This window comes from Actinophytocola sp. NPDC049390, assembly GCF_044466355.1.
Taxonomy (GTDB): Bacteria; Actinomycetota; Actinomycetes; order Mycobacteriales; family Pseudonocardiaceae; genus Actinophytocola.
The window spans coordinates 234,748-258,358 of record NZ_JBITMQ010000015.1; the positions used below are offsets into that span (position 1 = coordinate 234,748).

The window sequence follows — 23,611 nt, forward strand, 5'->3', positions numbered from 1 at the left end:
CCTCGTCGGCGAACGACGACAGCTGGTCCACCATCGTGTTGACGGTCGACTTGAGCTCCAGGATCTCGCCCTGCGCGTCGACCGTGATCTTCTGCGACAGGTCGCCCTTCGCCACCGCCGTGGTCACCTGGGCGATGTTGCGCACCTGGCTCGTCAGGTTGGACGCCATGTAGTTCACCGTGTCGGTGAGGTCCCGCCACGTCCCGGCCACGCCCTTGACCTGCGCCTGACCACCCAACTGGCCCTCGGTACCCACCTCACGGGCCACCCGCGTGACCTCGTCGGCGAACGACGACAGCTGGTCCACCATGATGTTCACAGTCGACTTCAGCGCCAGGATCTCGCCCTGCGCGTCGACCGTGATCTTCTGCGACAGGTCACCCTCGGCGACCGCCGTCGCGACCTGCGCGATGTTCCGCACCTGGCTCGTCAGGTTCGACGCCATGTTGTTCACGTTGTCGGTGAGATCACGCCACGTGCCCGCGACGCCCGTCACCTGGGCCTGGCCGCCGAGCTTGCCCTGCGTCCCCACCTCGCGGGCCACACGCGTGACCTCGTCGGCGAAGGAGGACAGCTGGTCCACCATCGTGTTGACCGTGTTCTTCAGGGCGAGGATCTCGCCCTGCGCGTCGACGGTGATCTTCTGCGACAGGTCGCCCTTCGCCACCGCCGTCGTCACCTGCGCGATGTTGCGCACCTGGCCGGTCAGGTTCCCCGCCAGCTGGTTCACGCTCTCGGTCAGGTTCCGCCAGGTCCCGGACACGCCCTCGACCTGCGCCTGACCGCCGAGCTGGCCCTCGGTGCCCACCTCGCGGGCCACCCTGGTGACCTCGTCGGCGAACGACGACAGCTGGTCCACCATCGTGTTCACGGTGTCCTTGAGCGCGACCATCTCCCCGCGGGCCTCGACGGTGATCTTCTGCGACAGGTCGCCCTTCGCCACCGCCGTCGTCACCTGCGCGATGTTGCGCACCTGGTCGGTGAGGTTCGCGGCGAGCTGGTTCACCGCGTCCGTCAGGTCCTTCCAGGTGCCCGCCACGTTCGGCACGGTCGCCTGACCGCCGAGCCGGCCCTCCGTGCCCACCTCGCGCGCCACCCGGGTGACCTCGTGCGCGAACACCCGCAGCGTGTCGGTCAGCGAGTTGATCGTCTCCGCCAGCTCCGCGATCTCGCCGCGGGCGCTCACCGTGATCTTGCGGGAGAGGTCACCCTGCGCGATCGCGGTTGCCGCCGTCGAGATCGACCGCACCTGGTTGGTGAGGTTCGACGCCATCGTGTTCACCGAGTCGGTGAGCGCCCGCCACGTACCGGACACCCCGTGCACGTCGGCCTGACCACCGAGTTTGCCCTCGGTGCCGACCTCACGGGCCACGCGCGTGACCTCGTCCGCGAACGACGACAGCTGGTCCACCATCGTGTTCACTGTTTGCCCGATGCGGTTGAACTCGCCGCGCAGCGGACGGCCCTCGATCTCGAGCGCCATGTGCTGCGACAGGTCACCTTCCGCGACGGCCGCGATCACGCGCGCGATCTCCGACGTGGGCCTGGCCAGGTCGTCGATCAGCGAGTTCACCGCGGCCGCGCCCGACGCCCACGAGCCGTCGAGCTGGTCGGAGTCCATCCGCTCGAGCATCCTGCCCTCGCGGCCGACGACTCTGCTGATCCGCAACAGGTCGCGGTTCCGGCGTTCCTGCAGCTCCACGACTGCGTTGAACCCGTCCACGACCTGCCCGGCCAGCCCGGTTCGACGTGCGAGACGCACGTCGAACTGGCCCTTCCGGACAGCGGTCGTCGCCGCCACGAGCTCGGAGAGCAGACCGTCGAGGTCGGCGTCGCGAGCCGTGACGTCTGGTCCGGCCATGAGTCGCCTCCAGGTGTTCGCCCTTGCAAGGAGTTTACGAGCGTCGTCATGCACGCCCGGTGCCGTTCCCGACACGACCCCGTCACCAGCGCCTTCGGGCACCCGGCAGACTGCTCGGCATGCGGCCCCCGTTCGAGCGACGTGCCAGGTTCCCAGGCGAGGCCAGTGCGCCGAGCGCGGCGCGCCGGTTCGTCCGGTCGGCGCTCGCCGAGGCGGGGCTCGACGAGCTGGCCGGCGACGCGGTGCTGCTCACCAGCGAACTCTGCGAGAACGCGGTGCTGCACGCGGGCACCGGCTTCACCATCGACCTGGCCGCCGACGGCGTCGAGCTGACCGTGGCGGTCACCGACCAGGGCTCGGCGCCCATGGAGCTGCGCAGGAGCGTGCCGCCCGCGCCCGGCTCCCGGCGCGCCTCCCACGGCCGTGGCCTGGTGCTCGTCGACGCCGTGGCCGCCGCGTGGGGCAGCAGGCACGACAGCGGCGGGCACCACGTGTGGTTCACGCTGCGCGCCACCACCCCGCCGCCCGAGCCGGACGCACCCGCCGCGCCCGCCCCGGTGGCGTGGCCCGACCCGGACACCGCCCGCTGGCTGCTGCACCTGCCCGCCCCGCCGTCGCCGCTGCCGGTGCTGGTGACCGAGCTGCTGCGGCGCCTGTGCGACGTGCTCGACGCCCCGGGCGGCACGGTCGTGCTGGCCGACGACAACGGCGAGGACCTGCTGGCCGTCTACGGCGAGAAGGCGGACGAGCACACGGTGACCGTGCCGTTGGCGCTGGAACCGCCGCGGTCCGGGCGCCTGACCGTGCACACCGACACCGCGGGCGCCGCCGAGCTGGCCCAGCTGACCGCGCAACGCGTCACGATCGCGATCGAAGCGGACAAACAGCACAGCGCTGACCGCGAGCAGTGGCTGTGGATGTCGTACCTGGCCGAGGCGACCGAGATGTTCGGCAACTCCCTCGACGTCCGGCTGACCGCCGCGATCGTGCCGCAGGTGCTGGTACCGCGGCTCGGCCGCTGGTGCGCGCTGCACCTGCTGGACGACCGCGGCAGGCTGCGGCTCGAGGCGCTCACCCACGTGCGCGAGGACGACATGGGCCCGCTGCGCGAGGGGCTCGCGCCGCTGACCGAACCGGACGGCGCCCTGAGCGTCCTGCTGGCCGACCGCACGCAGGCCGCCGGGCTCGGCGCCCCGCTCGACGGGGTCGCGGTGCCGCTGCGGGTCGGCGGCCGCGCGCTCGGCACGGTGAGCGTCGGCAGGCCCGCCGAGCGCGTGCACCGGCCGGAGGAGCTGCTGATCCTCACCGAGCTCGCCCGCCGCGCAGCGCAATCCCTGGACAACGCGCAACGCGACAGCGCGCACGCCGCGACGTCGCAGGCACTGCAGCAGGCACTGCTCCCGCGTGCCCTGCCGGTGGCCGACGACGTGCGGTTCGCGGCGGCGTACCTGCCGGTCAGCGCGGGCGCGGACGTCGGCGGCGACTTCTACGACGTGCTCGCGCTCGGCCGCGACCGCTGGCTCGCGGTCGTCGGCGACGTGTGCGGCAAGGGCCCGCGGGCCGCCGCCCGCACCGGTCTCGTCCGCGACGTGCTGCGTGTCCTGCTGCGTGACGGGCAACCGCTCAACCGGACGTTCGAGCTGCTCAACGAGATGATGCTGGAGGCGGGTGACCCGTCGCAGTTCGCGACCGTCGCGCTCGCCGTGATCACCCGCCAGGACACGAACCCGACGTCGCTCGCGGTGGAGCTGGTGCTGGCCGGGCACGAGCAGCCCGCGCTCGTGCACGAGGACGGCACCGTCAACTACCTCGGCACACACGGCAGCGCGGTCGGGCTGGTGCGCCGGTTCGCGGTACACCCGACCCGCCACGTGCTGCTGTCCGGCGACACGCTCGTGTTCTACACCGACGGGGTGACCGAACACCGCCGCGGCGCCGAGCTGTTCGGCCCGGAGCGCCTCGCCGAGGCGTTGCGCCGCGCGACGCCCCGCACCGCGGACGGCGTGATCGCGGGCGTCCGGCAGGCTGTCGACGACTTCTCTCCCGAGCCGCACCGCGACGACATCGCGATCGTGGCCGTACAGGTGCCCCCACAGGGCTAGGAAGGAAAGCCGATGCCCGAGCACGTGCGGTTGCGGGTCGCCAGACCGGCGCAGGACTGCGTGGTCCTGACCGTGAACGGTGAGATCGACCTGGTCAGCGCTCCTGAGCTGGCGGCCGCGTTCGAGGAGTACCTCGACGGCACACCGTGCGTCGTGGTCGACCTGACCGACGTGACGTTCTTCGGGTCACTCGGTCTCGCGACCCTCGTCCGGATGACCGCGCTCGCCGAGTCGAGCGGCGTGCGACTCGCGCTCGTGCCGGGACCGCTCGTGAAGAGGACCATGGAACTGACGCGGACGGCGGAGCTGTTCACCGTGTACGAATCGGTGGCGGACGCACGCCGCGGCTGACGGTTGGACCGGGGCGAAACGGGGTACCCGGCGCCGACACACAGGCGGACGGGACGGGCCCGGCCAACGAGGCGTGGGAGTCGCGATGCTCAGCCACGACGAAGACCGGCATCTGCGGGAGATCGAACGCTGGTTCGAGGAGTCCGATCCGGCGTTCACGAAAATGTTGCGCGACCACCAGCCGCCACCACGCAGGCACCTGCGCTCGGCGGCGCGGGTGGCCGTGGACGTGACCGGCGCCCTGCTGTTCGTGGTCGGCGCTGCCGCGGCGAGTGCCGTCCTCATGGTGTTCGGCATCCTGACACTCGCCGTCGGCGCCTGCCTCCACCTGGCGGGCCGTTACTAGGCGGAGAATGTCCTGCATGGATCTCCGCGTCATGACCGAACCGCAACAGGGTGCCTCCTACGACACGCAGCTCGCGATGGCCAGGTCGGCGGAGGAACTCGGCTTCTCGGCCTGGTTCCGGTCCGACCACTACCTGCACATGTCCGGCGACGGCATGCCCGGCCCCACCGACGCGTGGGTGACGCTGGCGGGCCTCGCCCGTGAGACGTCCACCATCCGGCTCGGCACGATGGTGACCGCGGGGACCTTCCGACTGCCCGGCGTGCTCGCGATCCAGGTCGCCCAGGTCGACCAGATGTCCGGCGGGCGCGTCGAACTGGGCCTCGGGGCGGGCTGGTTCGAGGAGGAGCACCGCGCGTACGGCATCCCGTTCCCCACCGCGCGGCACGCCCGGCTCGAGGAGCAGCTGGAGATCGTGACCGGCCTGTGGGCCACCCCGGTCGGCTCGACGTATTCGTTCGACGGGAAGTACTACCAGCTCACGGACTCCCCCGCGCTGCCCAAGCCGGTCCAGTCCCCGATCCCGGTGGTCATCGGCGGTCTCGGCCCAACCCGCACCCCCGCGCTCGCCGGGAGGTACGCGCACGAGTTCAACGTGCCGTTCGCGTCGGTCGCCGAGACGGCGGCGCAGTTCGAGCGCGTGCGGAAGGCCGCGGACGGCCGCGAGCTGGTGTACTCGGCGGCCGTCGCCACGTGCGTCGGCAAGGACGACGCCGAGGTGTCCCGCCGCGCGGCGGTGATCGGCCGCGACGTCGACGAACTGAAGGCCAGCGGCGCCGCGGGCACCCCGGAGGAGGCGGCGGCGAAGCTCCGCGCGTACGCCGAGGCGGGCGCGTCGCGGATCTACCTGCAGCTCATCGACATGACCGACCTGGACCACCTGAACCTCATCGCGTCCGAAGTCCGCCCGCTGCTGGGATGAGCCGGCGGGCGGCGGCCGCACTCGGTGACGGCTGGCATGTCGGGGTCGTCGCGGCGGTGGCCGAGGAGACCGGGGTCCTGTTGAACGTGCTCGGTGTCGGGCAGGGCCGCCGGTTCCACACGGGCCGGATGGCGGTGCCCTCCGGCGTGACCTACCTCGTGGTCACGCCGGACGGGACGGCCTCGTTCGACGTGCTGGTGCGGCGGTACGCCCCGGCGGTCGTGGTGTTCGTCGGCGGTGGCGGGGACGTCGCCATCACGCACGAGCCGCGCGGGCCGGTGCGGGACGCGGTCGGCGCGTTCTTCACGGCGGCCGGGGAACCCGCGCCGCTGCCCGGATTCGGTGGTGCGCCGTCGTTCCACGTGATGCGCGGGGTGCCCGGCCCGCCGCCGTTCGCGCCCGCCCGGGCCCCGCGTGCCTGGGCGGTCGTGCGCGGCGACACCGCGAACGCCGCCCAGGCGTTGCGTTACCTCATCCCCTACCTGCGCTCACGCCTCTAGCGCGACGGTCAGCACCGCACGGATCTGGTCGACCATGTCCTGCTGGTTCCGCTCGAACACCGGGTCGGTCAGCTCCGTCGTGTTGTCCGGGGCGAACTGCAGCACGGGCGTGTGCAGGTGCCCGCCCGGCGTGGTCAGGCCGAGCGCGTCCCGCAGCAGGGTCGCGCGGTAGGCGATCTCGTTGGACAGGTAGTTGCCGCCACCACCGGCACGCGCCACCGAACCCGGCGTCGGACCGGTCGGCGACACCACCGGAGTGGTCTGGCCCGCCGGGATCTCGGTCACCGATGTGTTGTCGTACACCGGGAAACGGCCGGTCGGGGCGGCGACGATCGCCGCGTACGGCAGGGTCGTCGGCACGAACTCGGGCGCGGGGGTCACCGTCGGCACACCGGTCGGGATCGGGATCACCCCGGTGCGCGAGATGTTGTCGTTGTCGGGGAAACCGCCGCGCCAGCGGCCGTTGTACCGCTCCACGTCGAAGCGGCCGACGCGGCCCTGGCTGACCGTGGTGAACATGTCGACCTTCGGCAGCCACGGCTGGATCGTGTGTTCCACCATGCCCGCCGCGAACGGGTCCCACAGCACCGGGAACATCGCGGTCTCGACACGTGCCGGGCCGTTCGCGGTCTCGATCACGGTGCCGTCGAGCGCGAGCGCGTTGACGCCGGACGGGTTGCTGCGCCGGATGTCCTGGTCGAGCTGGAACGGGTCGAACCCGGTGACCAGGACTTTCCGCTTGCCACGCGGGTAGGAGATCGTGTCCTGGCCGCGGGACGTCCGCTCCAGCACGCCGATCAGCTCGGCGCGGTCGGCGGGTGACAGCGCGAACGACGGTGTCCACTGCCGCACCGCCTTCGTGAGCTGCAGCCGTGCCCAGTACAGCGGGCGGTCGTCGGTCACCGGCAGCGTGCCGGGCGGCAGCTTGCCCTGTGCGCGTGCGACGGCGGCGGCCCACAGCGCGCGGCCCTGCACACCGATCGCCGCGGTGGCGGCGCGGTTGTTCGGCAGCGGGCACAGCGACGGCGTGAACACGCGCTCGAAGCGGTCGAAACCGCTGCGCCGCAGGATTTCCGCTGGTTGGGGCAGTGCGAGGCGCCGCTCGGAGACGGTGAGCGGCGCGGCCGGGTCGGCGCACGTCGGTGCGGCGGCGGCGGTGACGGTCGGGACGAGTGTTCCGGCCAGCCCGAGAACGGCGGCCGCGAGCAGGGTGCGAACTCTCATGCGCGCCATCCTCGCGCAGAACTTCGGCGCGCCGCGAGGGTCCGGTATCGAACACACGGCATAATTGATCTTCGCTGTCGATCAGAGGGGGCACTGCCGATGATGGGCCGAACGCACGCGCTGACCGGCTGGTGCGCGGGGCTTGGCGTCGCACAGTTCGTCGGGGCGACGTCCATCGAGCAGGCGTTGCTGTTCGCCGTCACCACATCCGGTTTCGCGTTGCTGCCGGACCTCGACCACCCGCACGCCCGCGCGTCGAAGCTGCTCGGCCCGTTGTCCCGCGCGGTGTCGTGGCTGCTGCGGCACGCGTCGGCCGCGATCTACGCGGTCACGAAAGGCCCCCGCGACGAACGGAAACGCGGCACGCACCGGCACCTGTCGCACACCGTGCTGTTCGCCGTGGGCGTCGGCTTCGCGGCGAGTGTGGGCACCGAGGCGGGCGGTCCGTACGCGGTGGCGGCCGTCGCGGTGCTGGGTCTGCTGCTGGCGCAGGACGCGCTCGGCGACTGGATGATCATCGTGTCGGCGGCGGCCGTGGTGTGGTGGCTGAACCAGGCGGGCCCCGATCCGCTGGCCGATCTGGGCAGGTTGTCCGGCCTGATGGGCATCGCCGTCGCCGTCGGCTGTGTCACCCACTGCCTCGGCGACGCGATCACCGAGTCCGGCTGCCCGTTCCTGTTCCCGGTCCCCATCAAGGGTGAGACCTGGTACGAGCTGCGCCCGCCCAAGGCGTTGCGGCTGCGCACGGGCAAGCGCGTGGAACGCATGGTGGTGTTCCCGGTGTTCGCGGTGCTGGGCCTGCTGCTGATCCCGGGCGCGTGGCAGTTCGGCTTCGAGTTCGTGGAGCGCATGTTCACCCCGCCCGCGGAGGCCGCACCGTAATGTGGGTGCCATGCCTGCGAAGCGAGCGCTCGTGGTACGTGGCGGCTGGGACGGCCACGACCCGGTGGCGACGACCGACCGGTACGCGAAGTTCCTGACCGAACACGACTACGCGGTGACCAGTTCGTCCACTTTGGACGCCTATCTCGATGATCTGTCCGGTATCGATCTGATCGTCCAGTGCTGGACGATGGGCACCATCACCGACGACCAGCTGTCCGGGCTGCTCGCGGCGGTGCGAGCCGGGACCGGGTTCGCCGGGTGGCACGGCGGGATCGTGGACGCGTTCCGCGACCGGCCCGGCTACCACCTGCTGACCGGCGGCCAGTTCATCCACCACCACAAGGACTTCGTGTCGTACGTGGTGCACCCGGTCGGCGAGCACCAGGTCGTGGCGGACGTGGAGCCGTTCGAGGTGCACAGCGAGCAGTACTACCTGCACGCCGACCCGGGCAACGAGGTGCTGGCGACCACCGAGTTCCTGCCGGACCCGGACCGCCCGGAGATCGGGACACCGACGATGCCGGTCATGTGGGTGCGGCAACACGGCGCCGGCCGCGTGTTCGTGACGGCGATCGGGCACCGGATGGCCGACCTGGAGCTGCCCGCCGTGCACGAGACGCTGACGAGGGGCCTGCTGTGGGCGACACGCTGAGGGTCGGGCTCGTCGGCATCGGCAACATCAGCGGCCAGTACCTCGACACGCTCCCCCGGCTGCCGGGGGTGTCGCTGGTGGCGGCGGCGGACCTGGACCCGGCACGAACGGTGCCGGACGTGCGGATGCTGCGGCCCGAGGAGCTGTACGCGGCCGACGACGTGGACCTGGTGCTGAACCTGACGATCCCGCGGGCGCACGCGGACGTCGCGCTGTCGGCGATCGGCGCGGGCAAGCACGTGTACGGCGAGAAGCCCCTCGCACTGTCCACAGTGGAAGGCCGGGAGGTGCTGGCCGCGGCGTCCTCGGCGGGGGTGCGGGTGGGGTGTGCGCCCGACACCGTGCTGGGGACGGGAACGCAGACCGCGCGGCGCTGCCTGGACGACGGCATGATCGGCACCCCGGTGGCGGCCACGGCGTTCATGGTGACGCCGGGACACGAACGCTGGCACCCGGACCCGGAGTTCTACTACCGGCCGGGCGGTGGCCCGCTGTTCGACATGGGCCCGTACTACCTGACCGCGCTGGTCACACTGCTGGGCCCGGTGCGGCGGGTGACGGGTCTGGCGTCGACGCCGCGAGCGACGCGGACGATCGGCAGCGGTCCGCGCGCGGGCACGGAGTTCCCGGTCGCGGTGGCGACGCACGTGGCCGGCGTGCTGGAGCACGAGAACGGCGCGATCACCACGCTGATGATGAGCTTCGACGTGTGGGCCGCGAACCTGCCGCGCATCGAGGTCTACGGCACACACGGGGCCCTGTCGGTCCCCGACCCGAACGCCTTCGACGGCGACGTGAAACTGTACGAGCCCGGCAGGGAATGGCGCACGGTCCCGACGAACGCGGGCTACCGGAACGCGGGCCGGGGCACCGGCGTAGCCGACCTGGCAGCCGCCGTGGCGAACAACACCGAACACCGCGCGAACGGCACCCTGGCCTACCACGTACTGGACATCATGGAGTCCCTCCTGCACGCCACCGACCAAGGCCAAACACAACCCGTCACGAGCACCACCCCCCGCCCCACCCCAGTCCCGTAACCCCGCGAGTCACGCCCCCAAACACCGCGAGTCGCGCCCCCAGACAGGGCGAGTCGCGTTCTCAAACAGGGCGAGTCGCGCTCTCAAACAGGGCGAGTCGCGTTCTCAGACAGGGCGAGTCGCGCTCTCGCGCACATCGAGTTGTCGGTTTCGTGCATACGGGGCCCCTGCGGACCTGCACGAAACACACAACTCGCTATGTCTGGGCGCGCGACTCGCGCTGTTCTGGGGCGCGACTCGCGGGGGGTGGGTTAGAGGGGGGCTGGTTCTGTGCTGATTTTCAGGGCTTCTACCAGGGCTCGGTACAGGGGGCTTGTGGTCAGCAGGTGCTCGTGGGTGCCCTGTGCGTGGACGCGGCCCTCGTCCATCACCACGATGGTGTCGGCGTCGATGACCGTGGACAGGCGGTGTGCCACCGTGACCACCGCGCCGGCCGCGGCTCGCCGACGGATGCAGTCGTGGATCGCGGCCTCGGTGAGGCTGTCGACCTGCGCGGTCGCCTCGTCGAGGAGCAGCACCTCCGGCGTGCGGAGGATCGCCCGCGCCAGCGCGATCCGCTGCCGCTGGCCACCCGACACCGACGACGACGTGAGCGACGTGTCCAGCCCGTCCGGCAGTGCGTCGATCTTGTCGGCCAGCCGGACCTCGTCGAGCGCGCGCCGCAGCTCGTCCTCCGTCGCGTCGGGGTGCGTGAACAGCAGGTTGTCCCGGATCGTCCCCGGCACGATCGGCGTCTCCTGTTCCACGTACGCGATGCGCGACCGCACCGCCGCGTACGTCTGCTCCCCGTACGGCAGGCCGTCCAGCAGCAGCATGCCCGCCGACGGCTCCAGGAACCGCATGACCAGCGAGAACAGCGTCGTCTTCCCCGCACCGGACGGCCCGACGATCGCGACGTGGCCGCGCCGGGGCACCACCAGCGACACGTCCCGCACCGCAGGCTCACCGCCGTAGCCCGCGGTCACGCCCCGCAGTTCCAGCACCGGCCCGCCACCCCCGGCCGCACCGGCTCCGGCGCCGGGCACGTCGGTCTCCACCGCGATCGCGTCCACCTCCCGGATCCGCTGTGCGGCGGCGATCCCCGACTGCAGCGCGGTCAGGTTCTGGCTCAGTTCCATGATCGGCTCCATCAGCTGGAACGCGTACAGCAGGAACGCGATCAGGCTCGACACCTCCAGCAGGCCCGCGCCGACCCGCCACGCCCCGACGCCGAGGATCACGATGATCGCGAGCTGGATGCCCGACCACGACGCAATCCACGCGATCGCCTCCCGCCGCACCGCGCGGATGCTGTGCTTCGTGGACGCCCGCGCGTCGACCATGATCCGTTCGGTCTGCCGCTCCTCCGCGCGGCTCGCCTTCACCGTGCGGATCGCCCGCAGCGCACCCTCCAGCACACCGCCGAGCGCGCCGACCCGTTCCTGCGCCTTCGCCTGCTCCTTCGCGATCCCCGGCATGAGCAGCGCGAACAGGATGATCACGACGATCACCGCGGCGACGGTCGTGAGCAGCAGCACCCCGTCGAGCACGCTCATCAGCACCAGCGTCCCGACCAGCAGGACCACGCCGTTGATCAACCCGATCACGCTCGACGACGCCGCCTCGCGCAGCAGCACGGTGTCGGAGGTGACCCGCGTGACCAGCTCCCCGGTCGGCCGCGAGGAAACCTCGGGCACCGTGGCGCGGAAGAACCGCCGCACCATCGTCTCCCGCGCGTTCAGCACGACCCGCTCGCCGACCGTGCCGAGCAGGATCCACTGCGTCAGCCAGATCGCGGCGCCGACCACGAACACGCCGAGCAGCGTCACGACCGGCCCGGCCAGCGACTCGGACGTGCCGAGCGAGTCGAGCACCCACTTGGTGACCATCGGCGTCGCGAGCCCGGCCGCCGAGCCGAGCAGGGCCAGCACCAGGCCGACCACGAGCGCCCCCTTGTGTGGTCGCGCGAACGACCACAACACCCGCAGATGTGGAATCTTCATGCTCACAATGGAACATCAATGTTCCAAAACCGTCAAGCTCGTTCCATACTGGGCACCGAGTACGGTTACGCACCATGAGTGAGGGCGTCATGGCGGAGACAGGTGTACGTGCGCGTACCCGGCGCGCGATCCTCGACGCCGCGATCGAGACGCTCACGCGGACGCCGAACGCGTCGATGGGTGAGATCGCGACGGCCGCGAACGTCGGCCGCACCACCGTGCACCGCTACTTCCCGGAACGCTCCGACCTGCTCGACGCGATCAGCGCGGACGCACTGGAACGGGTCGGCCACGCCACGGCCCGCGCCCGGGTCGACGACGGACCCGTGCCCGCCGCGCTCGTCCGCCTGTGCCAGGAGTTCTTCGAGCTCGGCGACGTGATGATGTTGCTGTTCACCATGCCCGACCTGCTCACCCGCCCGGAGTGGCAGGAGGAGACCGAGGACGACCGCGTGCTGCTGCGGCTCATCGAACGCGGGCAGCGCGAGGGCACGATCGACCCGGGACTGCCCGCGGAGTGGTTCCAGCAGGTGCTGTGGAGCCTGCAGTACACGGCGTGGGAGATGGTGCGCGACTACGCCAAGCCCAAGCACGAGGCGCTGACGCTGTGCCTGCGCACACTGGAGAAGGCGATCGCCCCTTAGAGCTAGCACCAAGGCCCATGCAGTCGGAGTGGGGCGGGACGCGAGGCGGGGCTCGACGCTGACAAGTAGAACCACTCGCTGAACACAGGAACCCTGCACGCGCCGTCAAGCTCGCGCACAACCCAACCTCAGTACCAAGCTCGGGTGACGCCTGTCGAGGAGCACACACCGCCATCAGCGCGCACAGCGGCGAGCTCGGTGAGCTCGCGTCGACCCACCCTCGACGCCCAAGCGTTGCCCGAGCCGACGCCGAACGGCACGCCGACCGGACTTGGAGGCGCCCCAACAAGCCGCTGACCTGCGGGTTCATCCTCCCGGACTGTGTACGTGCGAACTCTCTCAACTCTGCCTTGAACTTTGGGAACAGATTGAGGACCAATCGCGGAGCGTTATTCAGAAGTGTTGATCTTGGTGGTAGCGCAACAGCCCCGTCTGGTTAGGATCGTTTCCTTCCACAGAACACGATCGACCAGGGCGGGGCTGTTGCGGTACGAGTCTACGACGGGTCTTGATCACGCTCAGCTCCAGGAGCTGGTCGCCCGGATCCACCAGGTGACGCCGGTCTGCAAGCGGGGGCGTCGGCCGGTGCTGGGGTTGTACCGGCGGGTGGTTCTCACGCTGGTGCTGCTGCGCTCGAACGCCGCCCAGACGATGCTGGCTGATCTGTTCGGTGTTTCCCAGCCCACGGTGTCGCGGGTCTTCCGGGCGATGTTGCCGCTGGTGGAGCAGGTCACCTGCCTGCACCGGCCACCCTTGCCCGAGGTCCTGCGTGGTCGGGTGGTGCTGGTGGACGGCACCATGGTGCCGGTCGGGAACCGGCGCACCGACCGGGTCACCCATGACGCCAACTACTCCGGCAAACGCCACGAAGCCGGTTTGTCGGTCCAAGTCCTCTGTGATCTGGACGGGCAACTCCTGGCCGTCGCCGATCCCATGCCGGGCAAAACCCATGACCGGGCCGGCTTCGCCGCCGCGGGGTTCGACCAGCTCCTCGCCACCACTCCCACGATCGGCGACCTGGGATACCAGGGCACTCAGGTGATCCGGCCACGCCGCAAACACCCTGGTCACAAAGAGCATGACCCCGCCACCGTCATCTGGAACCGCAGCGTGGCTTCAGTTCGCATCGCGGTCGAACGCTGCATCGCGCACTGGAAGAACTGGAAGATTCTCGCCACCGGCTACCGCGGACGACTCACCGAACTCCCCAACCTCATCCGCATCATCACCACCCTCGAGTACTACCGCCTCGGCTGGTGAACCACTTCTGAATAACGCTCGCGGATCAACGCGCTTGTAGAGCGATGACACGAATCCCGGCCGGGTATCGTTGGGATGAATTTCCGACTTAGATCTGGATACCCGGTTCGGGAAGACTAGAGATGAGAAGTTGCATTGAGATTTGCGCGAAGGATTTAAAGACAGTATCTTGGATGTACGAGCGTCGCGTTGGACGCTCGAAAGGCGGCGATCAAGCCAGTGAGTGCGCCTAACACCCATCTTGCCTGACCGCCGCCCAGGGTTACCTCCAGTAGCGCATTGTCCGTGCCGCCAGACGGAGTACCCAGGTGAGCGGCCTGGTCCAACGGACCAAGCCGCTCACCCCAAGTAACTCAGCAGGCACGTCAACCGCGTTGATCCACTGCGCCCAGCGTTCCAGCTGGTCAGCCAGTGTCCGACGCGGCCGACCGCTCGGTAACCACGGTGGCCGAACCATGATCGGCTCCTTCCTTCGCATGGGGTGCTCCACAATTGGAACGACAAGCCCCAACACGAAACCCGGATCCCGCTAGACGCGTGAAGGACACGATCGGTTCGACCACTACCCATTAAAGAGGGTTGACGCAGATTGCGCAAACCCGCCGGGCATCCCGAAGTGCCCATTTCAATGTCGCTGCTAAGCTTACGCACGCGCGTACGTAAGCTTCGACGGCATCCATTCAGGTGACGTAGGTCACAACGGCCTCGGTCGAGCTCGGAGAAGATCTCTCGCCGTCATACGAGGACTTCCAGCAAGGACAGGGCGACTCGAACCCGGGGGACAGTCTTGCCTCGCAGCCAGTTCCCATAACTACGGGGCTAGTGGTCACGCCAGCTTGTTCAGCGCGTCCTCGATGGCGCGGTGGAACGTCGGGTAGGCGTAGATCATCTGGCGCAGCAGCTTCACCGGCACCTCGGCGTGCACGGCGACGACCAGCGCGCCGAGGATCTCGCCGCCGTTCGGGCCGACGGCGGACGCGCCGACCAGCACGCCGCGGTCGGCGTCCTCGACGACCTTGATGAACCCGTTGTTGCCGACCTTGTGGATGAACCCGCGCGAGGAGTTCTGGAGTTCGGAGAGGCCGACGCGGACGTTCAGGCCCTTCTCGCGGGCGGCGGCCTCGGTCAGGCCGACCGAGCCGATCTCCGGGTCGGTGAACGTGACGTGCGGGGTGGCGCGGTAGTCCGCGGTCTCGGCGTCCTCGCCGTCGGCGCCGAGGATGTCCGCGGCGGCGATCCTGGCCTGGTACATGGACATGTGGGTGAACGCGCCGTGGCCGGTGATGTCGCCGACCGCCCACAGGCCGTCGGCGGCACGCATCCGCTCGTCGACGGTGACGCCGCGGGCGCTGTCGTCGAGGCCTACGGTGCCGACGCCGAGCGCCTTCATGTCGGTCTTGCGGCCCGCGGCGACGAGCATGCGGTCGGCTGTGACGACCTCGCCGTTGTCGAGCTTGACGTGGAACTGGCCGGACTCGTAGCTCACGCGCGCGGCGGCCAGCCCGGTGCGGACGGTGATGCCCTCGTCGGCGAACGCCTTCGCGAGCAGCTCGCCCGACTCCGGCTCGTCGGCGGGGACCAGCCGGTCGGAGTGCTGGATGATCGTGACCTTGGCGCCGAAGCGGGAGAACACCTGCGCGAGCTCGCACCCGACCGGCCCGCCGCCGAGCACCACCAGCGACCCGGGCACCTCCTCGACTGCGACGGCGTCGCGGTTGGTCCAGTACGGCGTCTCGGCGAGCCCGTCGACCGGCGGCACGGCCGGGTCGGTGCCGGTGTTGAGCACGACCCCGCGGCGGGCGGTGAACACCTGCTCGGTCCCGTCGGGAGTGGCGACGGTGACCTCGCGCGGCGCGGTGAGGCGGCCCCAGCCGCGCACGAACGTGCCGCCCGCGCTCTCGAACCGCTCGACGGCGACGCGGTCGTCCCAGTTGTCGGTGGCCTCCTCGCGGATCCGGCGCGCGACGGGTGCCCAGTCCTGCGTGACGTCGGCGCCACCGGCCAGCACCGGCACGCGGCGTGCCTCGCCGAGCGCGTCGGTGGCCCGGATCATCATCTTGGTCGGGATGCACGCGTAGTACGGGCACTCACCCCCGACCAGCCGCCCGTCGACCGCGACGACGTCGAGCCCGGCCCGCGCGAGCCGCGCGCCGACGTCCTCCCCGCCGGGCCCCATCCCGACCACGACCACATCGACTTCCGGCATGAACCATCACTCCCACGGATCGGCTACGGCTCCTCGCGCGGCGTTGACGATGCCGCATCCGGGCCGGATCCGGCTAGTCGGGTCCCGACTTGACATGTGAGTGGAGTCCAAGGTTTACCGTCGATCCCATGCGAGTCGCAGAACTGGCCGCGGCGGCGGGCGTGCCGCGGGACACCGTGCGGTACTACGAGCGAACCGGCCTGCTGGCGCCACCACCCCGCACGTCCGGTGGCTACCGGTCGTTCCCCGACTCGGCCGTCGAGCGGTTGCGGTTCATCCAGGGGTGCCAGCGGCTGGGCCTGCGCCTGAAGGAGATCGGCGAGCTGCTGTCGCTCCGCGACACCGGCGAGTGCCCGTGCGAACCGGCCGAGGCACTGCTGCGACGGCGGATCGCCGAGATCGACGAGGAGACCGCCCGGCTCGCGACGTTGCGCGCGGACCTGGTCCGCATGGTCGACTCCCTGCCCGACGACGGCCCGTGCCTCGATCCCGAGCCGGGCACCTGGTGCGCACCCGGAAAGGAGGTGACCCGATGTTGACCGACGACTGCTGCGACACGGACTGCTGCTCGACAGGCTGCTGCTGACGTGCGGAACCCCACCGGCGAGGCGCCCGCCGCGTGGGCTCAACCGACCTCGGGTCGCGCCCGCCAAGCGGGGCCCAGCCCCGTGCACAAGCCGTGCGCGGAGGCCTCTCACGAGACCAGCACAGCAGCCCCCGTCACCCGACCGTCGGCAAGATCCCGCAAAGCACGATCCGCCTCAGCCAACGGATAGTCCCGTGTGGACACCTCAAGACGGTGCTCCCCGGCAAGAGTCAGAAACTCCCGAGCCTGCGCGCGAGTGTTCGACGTGACGCTGCGCAGCTGCCGGTCCTGGAAGAGGTGTTCCCGATAGTTCAGCGGCGGCACGTCCGTCAGGTGGATGCCCGCGATCGCGACCGTCCCGCCACGGTCCACAGCCGCCAACGCCCGGGGCACCAGCTCACCGGCCGGAGCGAAGATGATCGCCGAGTCCACCGGCTCCGGAGGCGCACCCGCGGACGCCGACGCGACGCCAAGGGACAAGGCCAGCTCCCGCGCCGCCGGGTTCCTCGTCACCACGTGCACCGTCGCGCCCCGCGCCACCGCGACCTGCGCGGCCAGGTGTGCGCTCCCGCCGAAGCCGTACACCGCCAGCCGTCCACCCGCGGGCACCTCGGCGCGCAGCAGCGCGTGGTACCCGATGATCCCGGCGCACAGCAGCGGCGCCAGCTCGCTGTCGGAGTAGCCCGTCGGCAGCCGCAGTGCGTACCCGGCGGGCACCACCGCGTACTCCGCGTACCCACCGTCGGCGTCCCACCCCGTGTACCGGGAGAACGGGCACAGGTTCTCCCGGCCCGACAGGCAGAACCGGCAGCGCCCGCACGTGTGCCGCAGCCAGGGGACGCCGACGAGGTCACCGACGGCGAACGCACCCGCCGCCTCGACCACCTCGCCCACCACCTCGTGGCCCGGCACGACGTCCGGCCGGTGGACCGGGAGGTCGCCGTCGACGACGTGCAGGTCGGTCCGGCACACGCCGCACGTCCGCACCCGCAGCAGCAGCTCCCCGGCGCCGGGCACGGGGACCGGCGTCTCGTGCCTGGTCAACCCCCCGGTCGCCCGCCACGCACGCATCACCTGACCTACGTTAGGGCACATGGCACACCTGGGACTCGTCGCGCTGCTCGTGCGTGACTACGACGAGGCGATCGACTTCTTCACCGGCCCGCTCGGGTTCGTCCTCCGGGAGGACCTGCCGCAGGGGGACGGCAAGCGCTGGGTCGTCGTCGACCCACCAGGTGGGCAGACCGGGCTGCTGCTGGCCCGGGCCGTCAACCCCGAGCAGGAGGCGCGGATCGGTGACCAGCACGGCGGGCGCGTCGGGTTCTTCCTCGATGTCGACGACTTCGCCGCCGCCCACGCGCGCATGACCTCGGCCGGGGTGCACTTCGAGGAGGAGCCCCGGCACGAGGTCTACGGCACCGTCGCCGTGTTCCGCGATCTCTACGGCAACCGGTGGGACCTGCTCACAACACGCGGCTGACGATCGCCTTGGTGTCCGCTCCGGACGGCAGCGTGCCGAACGCGACGCCCCAGTCACCGTCCAGACGGGACGCGCAGAACGCGTCGGCGACGGCCGGGTGACCGAACCGGACCAGCAGGGATCCCTGCAGCGTCAATGCCATCCGCTCCACGAGCCTGCGCGCGGACGCCTGGTGCGGACCGGCCGCCAAACGCTTGCGCACGTCGGCGATCGCCGAGTCGAGCCGTGCGTCGGCGCCCGCCGCGGTGTCCACTTCGGCCAGGAACGCCTCGACGCCCCCCATGGCACGCAGCACGTCCAGCGCCGCGACGTTGCCGGAGCCCTCCCAGATGGAGTTCAGCGGCGCGTCCCGGTACAGCCGCGGCATGCCGGAGTCCTCGACGTAACCGTTGCCGCCCAGGCATTCCAGCGCCTCCGACGCGTGTGCCGACGCCCGCTTGGTCAGCCAGTACTTGCTGACCGCGAGCCCCAGCCTGCGGAACGCGGCCTCGGTCTCGTCGCCCGCCATGGCGCGGTCGGTGGCGCCCGCGAGGCGCATCGCGAGTGTCGTCGCGGCCTCGGACTCGACGGCGAGGTCGGCGAGCACGTTCGCCATCAGCGGCTGATCGACCAGGTTGGCGCCGAACGCGGACCGGTGCGTCGCGTGGTGCGTCGCCTGCACGACGCCGAGCCGCATGCCCGCGGCGGCGCCGACGCAGCAGTCGAGCCGGGTCATGTTGACCATCTGGATGATCGTGCGGACGCCCTGGCCCTCGTCGCCGACCAGCCACGCGACCGCCTCGTCGTACTCGACCTCGGACGACGCGTTGGACTTGTTGCCGAGCTTGTCCTTGAGCCGCTGCAGGTGCATGCGGTTGCGGGTGCCGTCGGGCAGGACGCGCGGCAGCATGAAGCAGGACAGGCCGCCGGGCGCCTGCGCGAGCACGAGGAACAGGTCGCACATGGGCGCAGAGGTGAACCACTTGTGCCCGGTCAGCAGGTAGCTGCCGTCGGCCCGCGGCACCGCGCGGGTCGTGTTGGCACGGACGTCGGAGCCGCCCTGCTTCTCGGTCATCGACATGCCCGCGGTGAGGCCGCGCTTGGTGTCCGGCACGCGCAGGCCCGGGTCGTAGACGGTCGCGGCGAGCAGCGGTTCGTAGCGTGTGGCCAGCTCGGGGTTGTTGCGCAGCGCGGGGACCACGGCGTACGTCATGGAGATCGGGCAGCCGTGGCCCGCCTCGACCTGCGCCCACGTGTAGAAGCGCGCGGCACGGGCGGTGTGCGCGCCGGGGCGCTCGTCCCGCCACGGCGCCGCGTGCATGCCCCGCTCGACCGCGACGGTCATCAACTCGTGGTAGACGGGGTGGTACTCGACCTCGTCGATCCGGTTGCCGTAGCGGTCGTGCGTGCGCAGGACCGGTGGGTAGGCGTTGGCGAGCCGGCCCTGCTCCTGGGCCTCCTCGCTGCCCGCGAGCCTGCCCAGCTCGTGCAGTTCGTCCTCGGCCCAGCCCGCGCCGTGGCGGTGCAGCCCTTCGACGAGCGCCGCGTCGGCGGCGACGTCGTGTCCGACGAGCGGCGGGACCTGGTTCGTGACCACGTGTGTTGCCGACATGGATGGAATGTTACATTTCTTCGACATGCGATACCAGGGTGTAATGCGACCGTTGACGGCGCGGTCGGCGGTGCTGAGCACGCTGCTGGGCGCACACCCACCGCGCCTGCCCGCGCGGAGCCTCGTGCGGGTCGGCGAGCTGTTCGGCATCGCGGAGGGCACGATCCGCGTCGCGCTGTCCCGGATGGTCGCGGCGGGCGACCTGACGCAGGTCAAGGGTGACTACCAGCTGACCCGGCGGCTGCGCGACCGGCAGACCAGGCAGGACCAGAGCAGGTCGCCGTCGACGATCCCGTGGTCCGGCGACTGGGAGATCGCGGTGGTGACCGCGGCCCGCCGCTCCGCGCCGGAACGCACCGCCTTCCGTGCCGCGATGACCGAACTGCGCCTGGGGGAACTGCGCGAGGGCACGTGGCTGCGGCCCGCCAACCTCGTGCGCGAGCGGCCCGCGCTGGTGGCGGAGCAGTGCACGTTCCTCACCGGCCGCCCCGACTCCCCCGGCCTCGCCGCGACGCTATGGGACCTCGACGGCTGGGCCGCGCACGCCCGCGACCTGGAGGAGGCGCTGGCCGAGTCGACCGACCTGGCGTCGACGTTCATCCTGGCCGCGGCGGTCCTGCGGCACTTCCTCGCCGACCCGCTCCTGCCGCCGGAGCTGCTCCCGGACGACTGGCCGGGCGACCGCCTCCGCGCCCGCTACGAGGACTTCGACAAGCACTTCGTGGCCACACTGCGCGAACACATCGGCGTTTAGCAGAGCCGCGACTCACCTTCTCGACGTCCGGCAGGTGACCGCGTCGGCAGGTAGCGTGCACATCGTGATCGGCTTGCCAGACCACGTCACCGCATGCCTGTTCGACCTCGACGGTGTCCTCACCGGCACCGCCGCGCTGCACCGCGCCGCGTGGAAGGAGACCTTCGACCCGTTGCTGGCGCGGCGCGGGCTGCCCGAGTTCTCCGAGGCCGACTACAACAACTACGTCGACGGACGGCCGCGCTTCGACGGGGTGCGCGCGTTCCTCACCTCGCGCGGCATCGAGCTGCCGGACGGCCCACCGGACGCGCCGCCGTCGGACGACACGGTCCAGGGCGTCGGCAACCGCAAGAACGTGCGGGTGCAGGAGATCATCGCCGAGCGCGGCGTCAACCCCTACCCCGGTTCCGTGCGCTACCTGAAGGCGGCGAAAGCGGCCGGGCTGCGGATCGGGGTCGTGACCTCGTCGGCCAACGGCAAGGCGGTGCTCGACGCCGCCGACCTGGCGCAGTACGTCGAGGCCAGGGTCGACGGCGTGGTGATCGCCGAGCGGAAGCTGCTCGGCAAGCCCGCCCCGGACTCCTTCGTCGCCGGTGCGGAGGCGCTCGGGGCGCAACCCGCCAACGCGGCCGTGTTCGAGGACGCCCTGTCCGGGGTGCAGGCGGGCAAAGCGGGCCACTTCGGGTTCGTCGTCGGCGTCGACCGGGTCGGGCAGGCCGAGGAGCTGCGTGCCCACGGCGCGGACGTCGTCGTCACCGACCTCGCCCAGCTGCTGGACGAGTCATGAAGAAGCACGGATTCCAGGTCGATCCCTGGCAGCTGCAGTGGAACACCCTCGACCTCGGCGCGCTGGAGCGAACCGAGTCGGTGTTCGCGTTGTCCAACGGGCACATCGGCATGCGCGGGTCGCTGGAGGAGGGTGAGCCCACCGGCCTGCCCGGCACCTACCTGAACGGTTTCTACGAGCAGCACCCGCTCCCCTACGCGGAAGCGGGTTACGGCTACCCGGAGGACGGCCAGACGGTCGTCAACGTCACCGACGGCAAGATCATCCGGTTGCTGGTGCAGGACGAGCCGCTCGACATGCGGTACGGCCGCGCGGTCGAGCACCACCGCGTGCTCGACTTCCGGTCCGGCACGCTGCGCCGCGACACCGTGTGGGAGTCGCCGACCGGCAGGCGGGTCCGGGTGCGCACCGAGCGGCTGGTGTCGTTCACCCAGCGCGCGGTCGCCGCGATCCACTACGAGGTCGAGCCGCTCGACGGCGACGTGCAGCTCGTCGTCCAGTCCGACCTGCTCGCGAACGAACCGATCGACTCCGGGTCCAAGGACCCGCGCGTGGCCGCCACCCTCAACGCGCCGCTCGTCGCGGAGGACGCGTTCGCGGAGGACTGCCACGCCGTGCTGGTGCACCAGACCCGCAGGTCGGGGCTGCGGATGGCAGCCGCGATGGACCACGAGCTGGACACCGACGACGGTCTGCGCTGCGACATCCAGGCCGCCGACGACCTCGCCCGGCTGACCGCGGCGGTCGACGTGCCGTCGGGGTCGTGCCTGCGGGTCACCAAGTACGTCGCGTACGGCTGGTCGGCCCGCCGGTCCGCGCCCGCGCTGCGCGCGCAGGTCGACGCCGCGCTCTCCGGCGCCCGCCAGACCGGCTGGGAGGGCCTGCTGGCCGAGCAGCGCGCGTACCTCGACGACTTCTGGGCCACCGCGGACGTGGAGATGGACGGCGACGCCGAACTGCAGCAGGCGGTGCGGTTCGCGTTGTTCCACATCCTGCAGGCGGGTGCCCGCGGCGAGTCCCGCGCGGTCCCCGCCAAGGGCCTCACCGGCCCCGGCTACGACGGGCATTCCTTCTGGGACAGCGAGACCTTCGTGCTGCCGGTGCTCACCTACACCGTGCCGGAGTCCGCGCGCGACGCGTTGCGCTGGCGGCACTCGACGCTCGACAAGGCCCGCGAGCGCGCGAAGGCGCTGGGGCTGCGAGGCGCCGCGTTCCCGTGGCGGTCGATCAACGGCGCCGAGTGCTCGGCGTACTGGCCCGCCGGCACGGCCGCGTTCCACGTGTCGGCGGACGTCGCCGACGCGGTCGTCCGGTACCTGGCCGCCACCGAGGACACGGACTTCGAACGCGACCACGGCGCGGAGATCCTGGTGGACACGGCGCGGCTGTGGTGCTCGCTCGGGCACCACGACGTGCACGGCGGGTTCCGCATCGACGGTGTGACCGGGCCGGACGAGTACTCCGCGGTCGTGGACAACAACGTCTACACGAACCTGATGGCGCAACGGAACCTGCGTGAGGCGGCCGCGGTGTGCGAGCGGCAGCCCGAGGTCGCGGAACGGCTCGGGGTCACGCCGGAGCAGGTGGAGGCGTGGCGCGCGGCCGCGGACAAGATGGTGGTGCCCTACGACGAGATGCTCGGCGTGCACCCGCAGTCGGAGCGGTTCACCGAGCACGCGAGGTGGGACTTCGACAACACGCCGCAGGACCACTACCCGCTGCTGCTGAACTACCCGTACTTCGACCTGTACCGCAAGCAGGTCGTGAAGCAGGCGGACCTCGTGATGGCCATGTACACGCGTGGCGACCACTTCACGTTCGAACAGAAGGTCCGCAACGTCGACTACTACGAGCCGCTGACCGTGCGGGACTCGTCGCTGTCGGCGTGCGTCCAGGCGGTCATGGCGGCCGAGGTCGGCTACCTCGACCTCGCCTACGACTACTTCGCCGAGGCCGCGCTGACCGACCTGCACGACCTGCACAACAACGTGCGCAACGGCCTGCACATCGCGTCGCTCGCCGGTGCGTGGACGGTGGCGGTCGCCGGGTTCGGCGGGATGCGCGACCACGACCGGTCGCTGCGTTTCGCGCCACGGCTGCCGGAGGCGCTGACCCGGCTCGCGTTCCGGTTGACGTACCGGGGCAGCCGGTTCTCCGTGGAGATCGACCAGGAGAGCGCGTCGTACACGCTGCTGGAAGGGCCGTCGCTGACGGTGCGGCACCATGGCGAGGGGGTACCGCTGGCACTCGGCACCGTCGAGCGACGGCCCATCCCGGCGCTTCCCAAGAGAACAGCGCCGGGCCAGCCGCACGGGCGTGCACCCCGGCGGCGCACGCCGAAGTTCTAGGCCGTGTTTCAAAGTAGCCACTCGTTGATCGCGGCCAGATGGACGACGGCTTCGTACCGGACCGCCAGCTTGTCGTAGCGGGTGGCCACG

At 70.9% G+C, this 23,611-nt stretch carries 21 protein-coding genes; 15 read left to right on the forward strand and 6 right to left on the reverse strand.

What is annotated here, in order from left to right:
- Positions 1-1,861, reverse strand: a 1,861-nt coding sequence (locus ACIBVP_RS35795; RefSeq protein ID WP_396110892.1) for a HAMP domain-containing protein, incomplete at its 3' end; no start/stop codon positions are given.
- A 119-nt stretch (positions 1,862-1,980) separates the two neighbouring features.
- Between ACIBVP_RS35795 and ACIBVP_RS35800 the strand changes: the two genes are divergently transcribed.
- From ACIBVP_RS35800 to ACIBVP_RS35820, 5 genes are all read left to right on the forward strand, one after another.
- Entirely contained in the window at positions 1,981-3,963 is a 1,983-nt protein-coding gene (locus ACIBVP_RS35800) for a SpoIIE family protein phosphatase (protein WP_396110893.1), read from the forward strand.
- Positions 3,964-3,975: 12 nt separating this feature from the next.
- Positions 3,976-4,314, forward strand: coding sequence for an STAS domain-containing protein (locus ACIBVP_RS35805; RefSeq protein WP_396110894.1), 339 nt, complete (start codon positions 3,976-3,978; stop codon positions 4,312-4,314).
- Between the two features lie 85 nt (positions 4,315-4,399).
- Positions 4,400-4,660, forward strand: a complete 261-nt coding sequence (locus tag ACIBVP_RS35810) for a DUF3040 domain-containing protein (protein WP_396110895.1) — start codon at positions 4,400-4,402, stop codon at positions 4,658-4,660.
- A gap of 16 nt (positions 4,661-4,676) precedes the next feature.
- Entirely contained in the window at positions 4,677-5,582 is a 906-nt protein-coding gene (locus ACIBVP_RS35815; protein WP_396110896.1) for an LLM class F420-dependent oxidoreductase, read from the forward strand.
- A complete protein-coding gene (locus ACIBVP_RS35820; RefSeq protein ID WP_396110897.1) occupies positions 5,579-6,082 on the forward strand; it encodes a hypothetical protein in 504 nt (167 codons plus the stop codon). Before ACIBVP_RS35815 ends, ACIBVP_RS35820 begins: the two co-directional genes overlap by 4 nt.
- Here the strand turns inward: ACIBVP_RS35820 and ACIBVP_RS35825 are convergent.
- Complete coding sequence (locus ACIBVP_RS35825; protein WP_396110898.1) at positions 6,071-7,306, reverse strand: pyroglutamyl peptidase; 1,236 nt, start codon at positions 7,304-7,306, stop codon at positions 6,071-6,073. The genes ACIBVP_RS35820 and ACIBVP_RS35825 overlap by 12 nt on opposite strands.
- A gap of 99 nt (positions 7,307-7,405) precedes the next feature.
- On the opposite strand from ACIBVP_RS35825, the gene ACIBVP_RS35830 reads away from it, so the two are divergent.
- Genes ACIBVP_RS35830 through ACIBVP_RS35840 form a run of 3 tightly spaced genes read left to right on the forward strand, consistent with a single transcriptional unit; the run spans position 7,406 to position 9,883 of the window.
- Positions 7,406-8,188, forward strand: a complete 783-nt coding sequence (locus tag ACIBVP_RS35830; protein ID WP_396110899.1) for a metal-dependent hydrolase — start codon at positions 7,406-7,408, stop codon at positions 8,186-8,188.
- A gap of 10 nt (positions 8,189-8,198) precedes the next feature.
- Positions 8,199-8,843 carry a ThuA domain-containing protein gene (locus tag ACIBVP_RS35835; protein WP_396110900.1) on the forward strand — a complete coding sequence of 215 codons (645 nt, stop codon included), beginning with the start codon at positions 8,199-8,201 and terminating at the stop codon, positions 8,841-8,843.
- Positions 8,828-9,883, forward strand: a complete 1,056-nt coding sequence (locus tag ACIBVP_RS35840) for a Gfo/Idh/MocA family protein (RefSeq protein ID WP_396110901.1) — start codon at positions 8,828-8,830, stop codon at positions 9,881-9,883. Before ACIBVP_RS35835 ends, ACIBVP_RS35840 begins: the two co-directional genes overlap by 16 nt.
- A 251-nt stretch (positions 9,884-10,134) precedes the next feature.
- Here the strand turns inward: ACIBVP_RS35840 and ACIBVP_RS35845 are convergent, their stop codons facing one another.
- A complete protein-coding gene (locus tag ACIBVP_RS35845) occupies positions 10,135-11,865 on the reverse strand; it encodes an ABC transporter ATP-binding protein (RefSeq protein WP_396110902.1) in 1,731 nt (576 codons plus the stop codon).
- Positions 11,866-11,939: 74 nt separating this feature from the next.
- Between ACIBVP_RS35845 and ACIBVP_RS35850 the strand changes: the two genes are divergently transcribed.
- Positions 11,940-12,509 carry a TetR/AcrR family transcriptional regulator gene (locus ACIBVP_RS35850; protein WP_396110903.1) on the forward strand — a complete coding sequence of 190 codons (570 nt, stop codon included), beginning with the start codon at positions 11,940-11,942 and terminating at the stop codon, positions 12,507-12,509.
- A 606-nt stretch (positions 12,510-13,115) separates the two neighbouring features.
- Positions 13,116-13,769 carry a transposase family protein gene (locus ACIBVP_RS35855; protein ID WP_396110904.1) on the forward strand — a complete coding sequence of 218 codons (654 nt, stop codon included), beginning with the start codon at positions 13,116-13,118 and terminating at the stop codon, positions 13,767-13,769.
- An 826-nt stretch (positions 13,770-14,595) separates the two neighbouring features.
- Here the strand turns inward: ACIBVP_RS35855 and ACIBVP_RS35860 are convergent.
- Positions 14,596-15,975 (reverse strand): dihydrolipoyl dehydrogenase family protein, encoded by a 1,380-nt coding sequence (locus ACIBVP_RS35860; RefSeq protein WP_396110905.1) that lies wholly within the window; start codon positions 15,973-15,975, stop codon positions 14,596-14,598.
- A 128-nt stretch (positions 15,976-16,103) separates the two neighbouring features.
- Between ACIBVP_RS35860 and ACIBVP_RS35865 the strand changes: the two genes are divergently transcribed.
- Entirely contained in the window at positions 16,104-16,514 is a 411-nt protein-coding gene (locus ACIBVP_RS35865; RefSeq protein ID WP_396110906.1) for a heavy metal-responsive transcriptional regulator, read from the forward strand.
- Between the two features lie 155 nt (positions 16,515-16,669).
- On the opposite strand, the gene ACIBVP_RS35870 is transcribed toward ACIBVP_RS35865, so the two are convergent.
- Positions 16,670-17,632, reverse strand: a complete 963-nt coding sequence (locus ACIBVP_RS35870; protein WP_396110919.1) for a zinc-binding alcohol dehydrogenase family protein — start codon at positions 17,630-17,632, stop codon at positions 16,670-16,672.
- A gap of 22 nt (positions 17,633-17,654) precedes the next feature.
- Here ACIBVP_RS35870 and ACIBVP_RS35875 point away from each other — a divergent pair, with 22 nt between their 5' ends.
- A complete protein-coding gene (locus ACIBVP_RS35875; RefSeq protein WP_396110907.1) occupies positions 17,655-18,041 on the forward strand; it encodes a VOC family protein in 387 nt (128 codons plus the stop codon).
- On the opposite strand, the gene ACIBVP_RS35880 is transcribed toward ACIBVP_RS35875, so the two are convergent.
- A complete protein-coding gene (locus ACIBVP_RS35880; protein ID WP_396110908.1) occupies positions 18,025-19,632 on the reverse strand; it encodes an acyl-CoA dehydrogenase family protein in 1,608 nt (535 codons plus the stop codon). The genes ACIBVP_RS35875 and ACIBVP_RS35880 overlap by 17 nt on opposite strands.
- Positions 19,633-19,675: 43 nt before the next feature.
- On the opposite strand from ACIBVP_RS35880, the gene ACIBVP_RS35885 reads away from it, so the two are divergent.
- From ACIBVP_RS35885 to ACIBVP_RS35895, 3 genes are all read left to right on the forward strand, one after another.
- Entirely contained in the window at positions 19,676-20,386 is a 711-nt protein-coding gene (locus ACIBVP_RS35885; protein ID WP_396110909.1) for a PaaX family transcriptional regulator C-terminal domain-containing protein, read from the forward strand.
- Positions 20,387-20,450: 64 nt separating this feature from the next.
- Entirely contained in the window at positions 20,451-21,173 is a 723-nt protein-coding gene (locus tag ACIBVP_RS35890; protein WP_396110910.1) for an HAD family hydrolase, read from the forward strand.
- Positions 21,170-23,521 (forward strand): glycoside hydrolase family 65 protein, encoded by a 2,352-nt coding sequence (locus tag ACIBVP_RS35895; RefSeq protein WP_396110911.1) that lies wholly within the window; start codon positions 21,170-21,172, stop codon positions 23,519-23,521. Before ACIBVP_RS35890 ends, ACIBVP_RS35895 begins: the two co-directional genes overlap by 4 nt.
- The last annotated feature ends 90 nt before the right edge of the window (positions 23,522-23,611 follow it).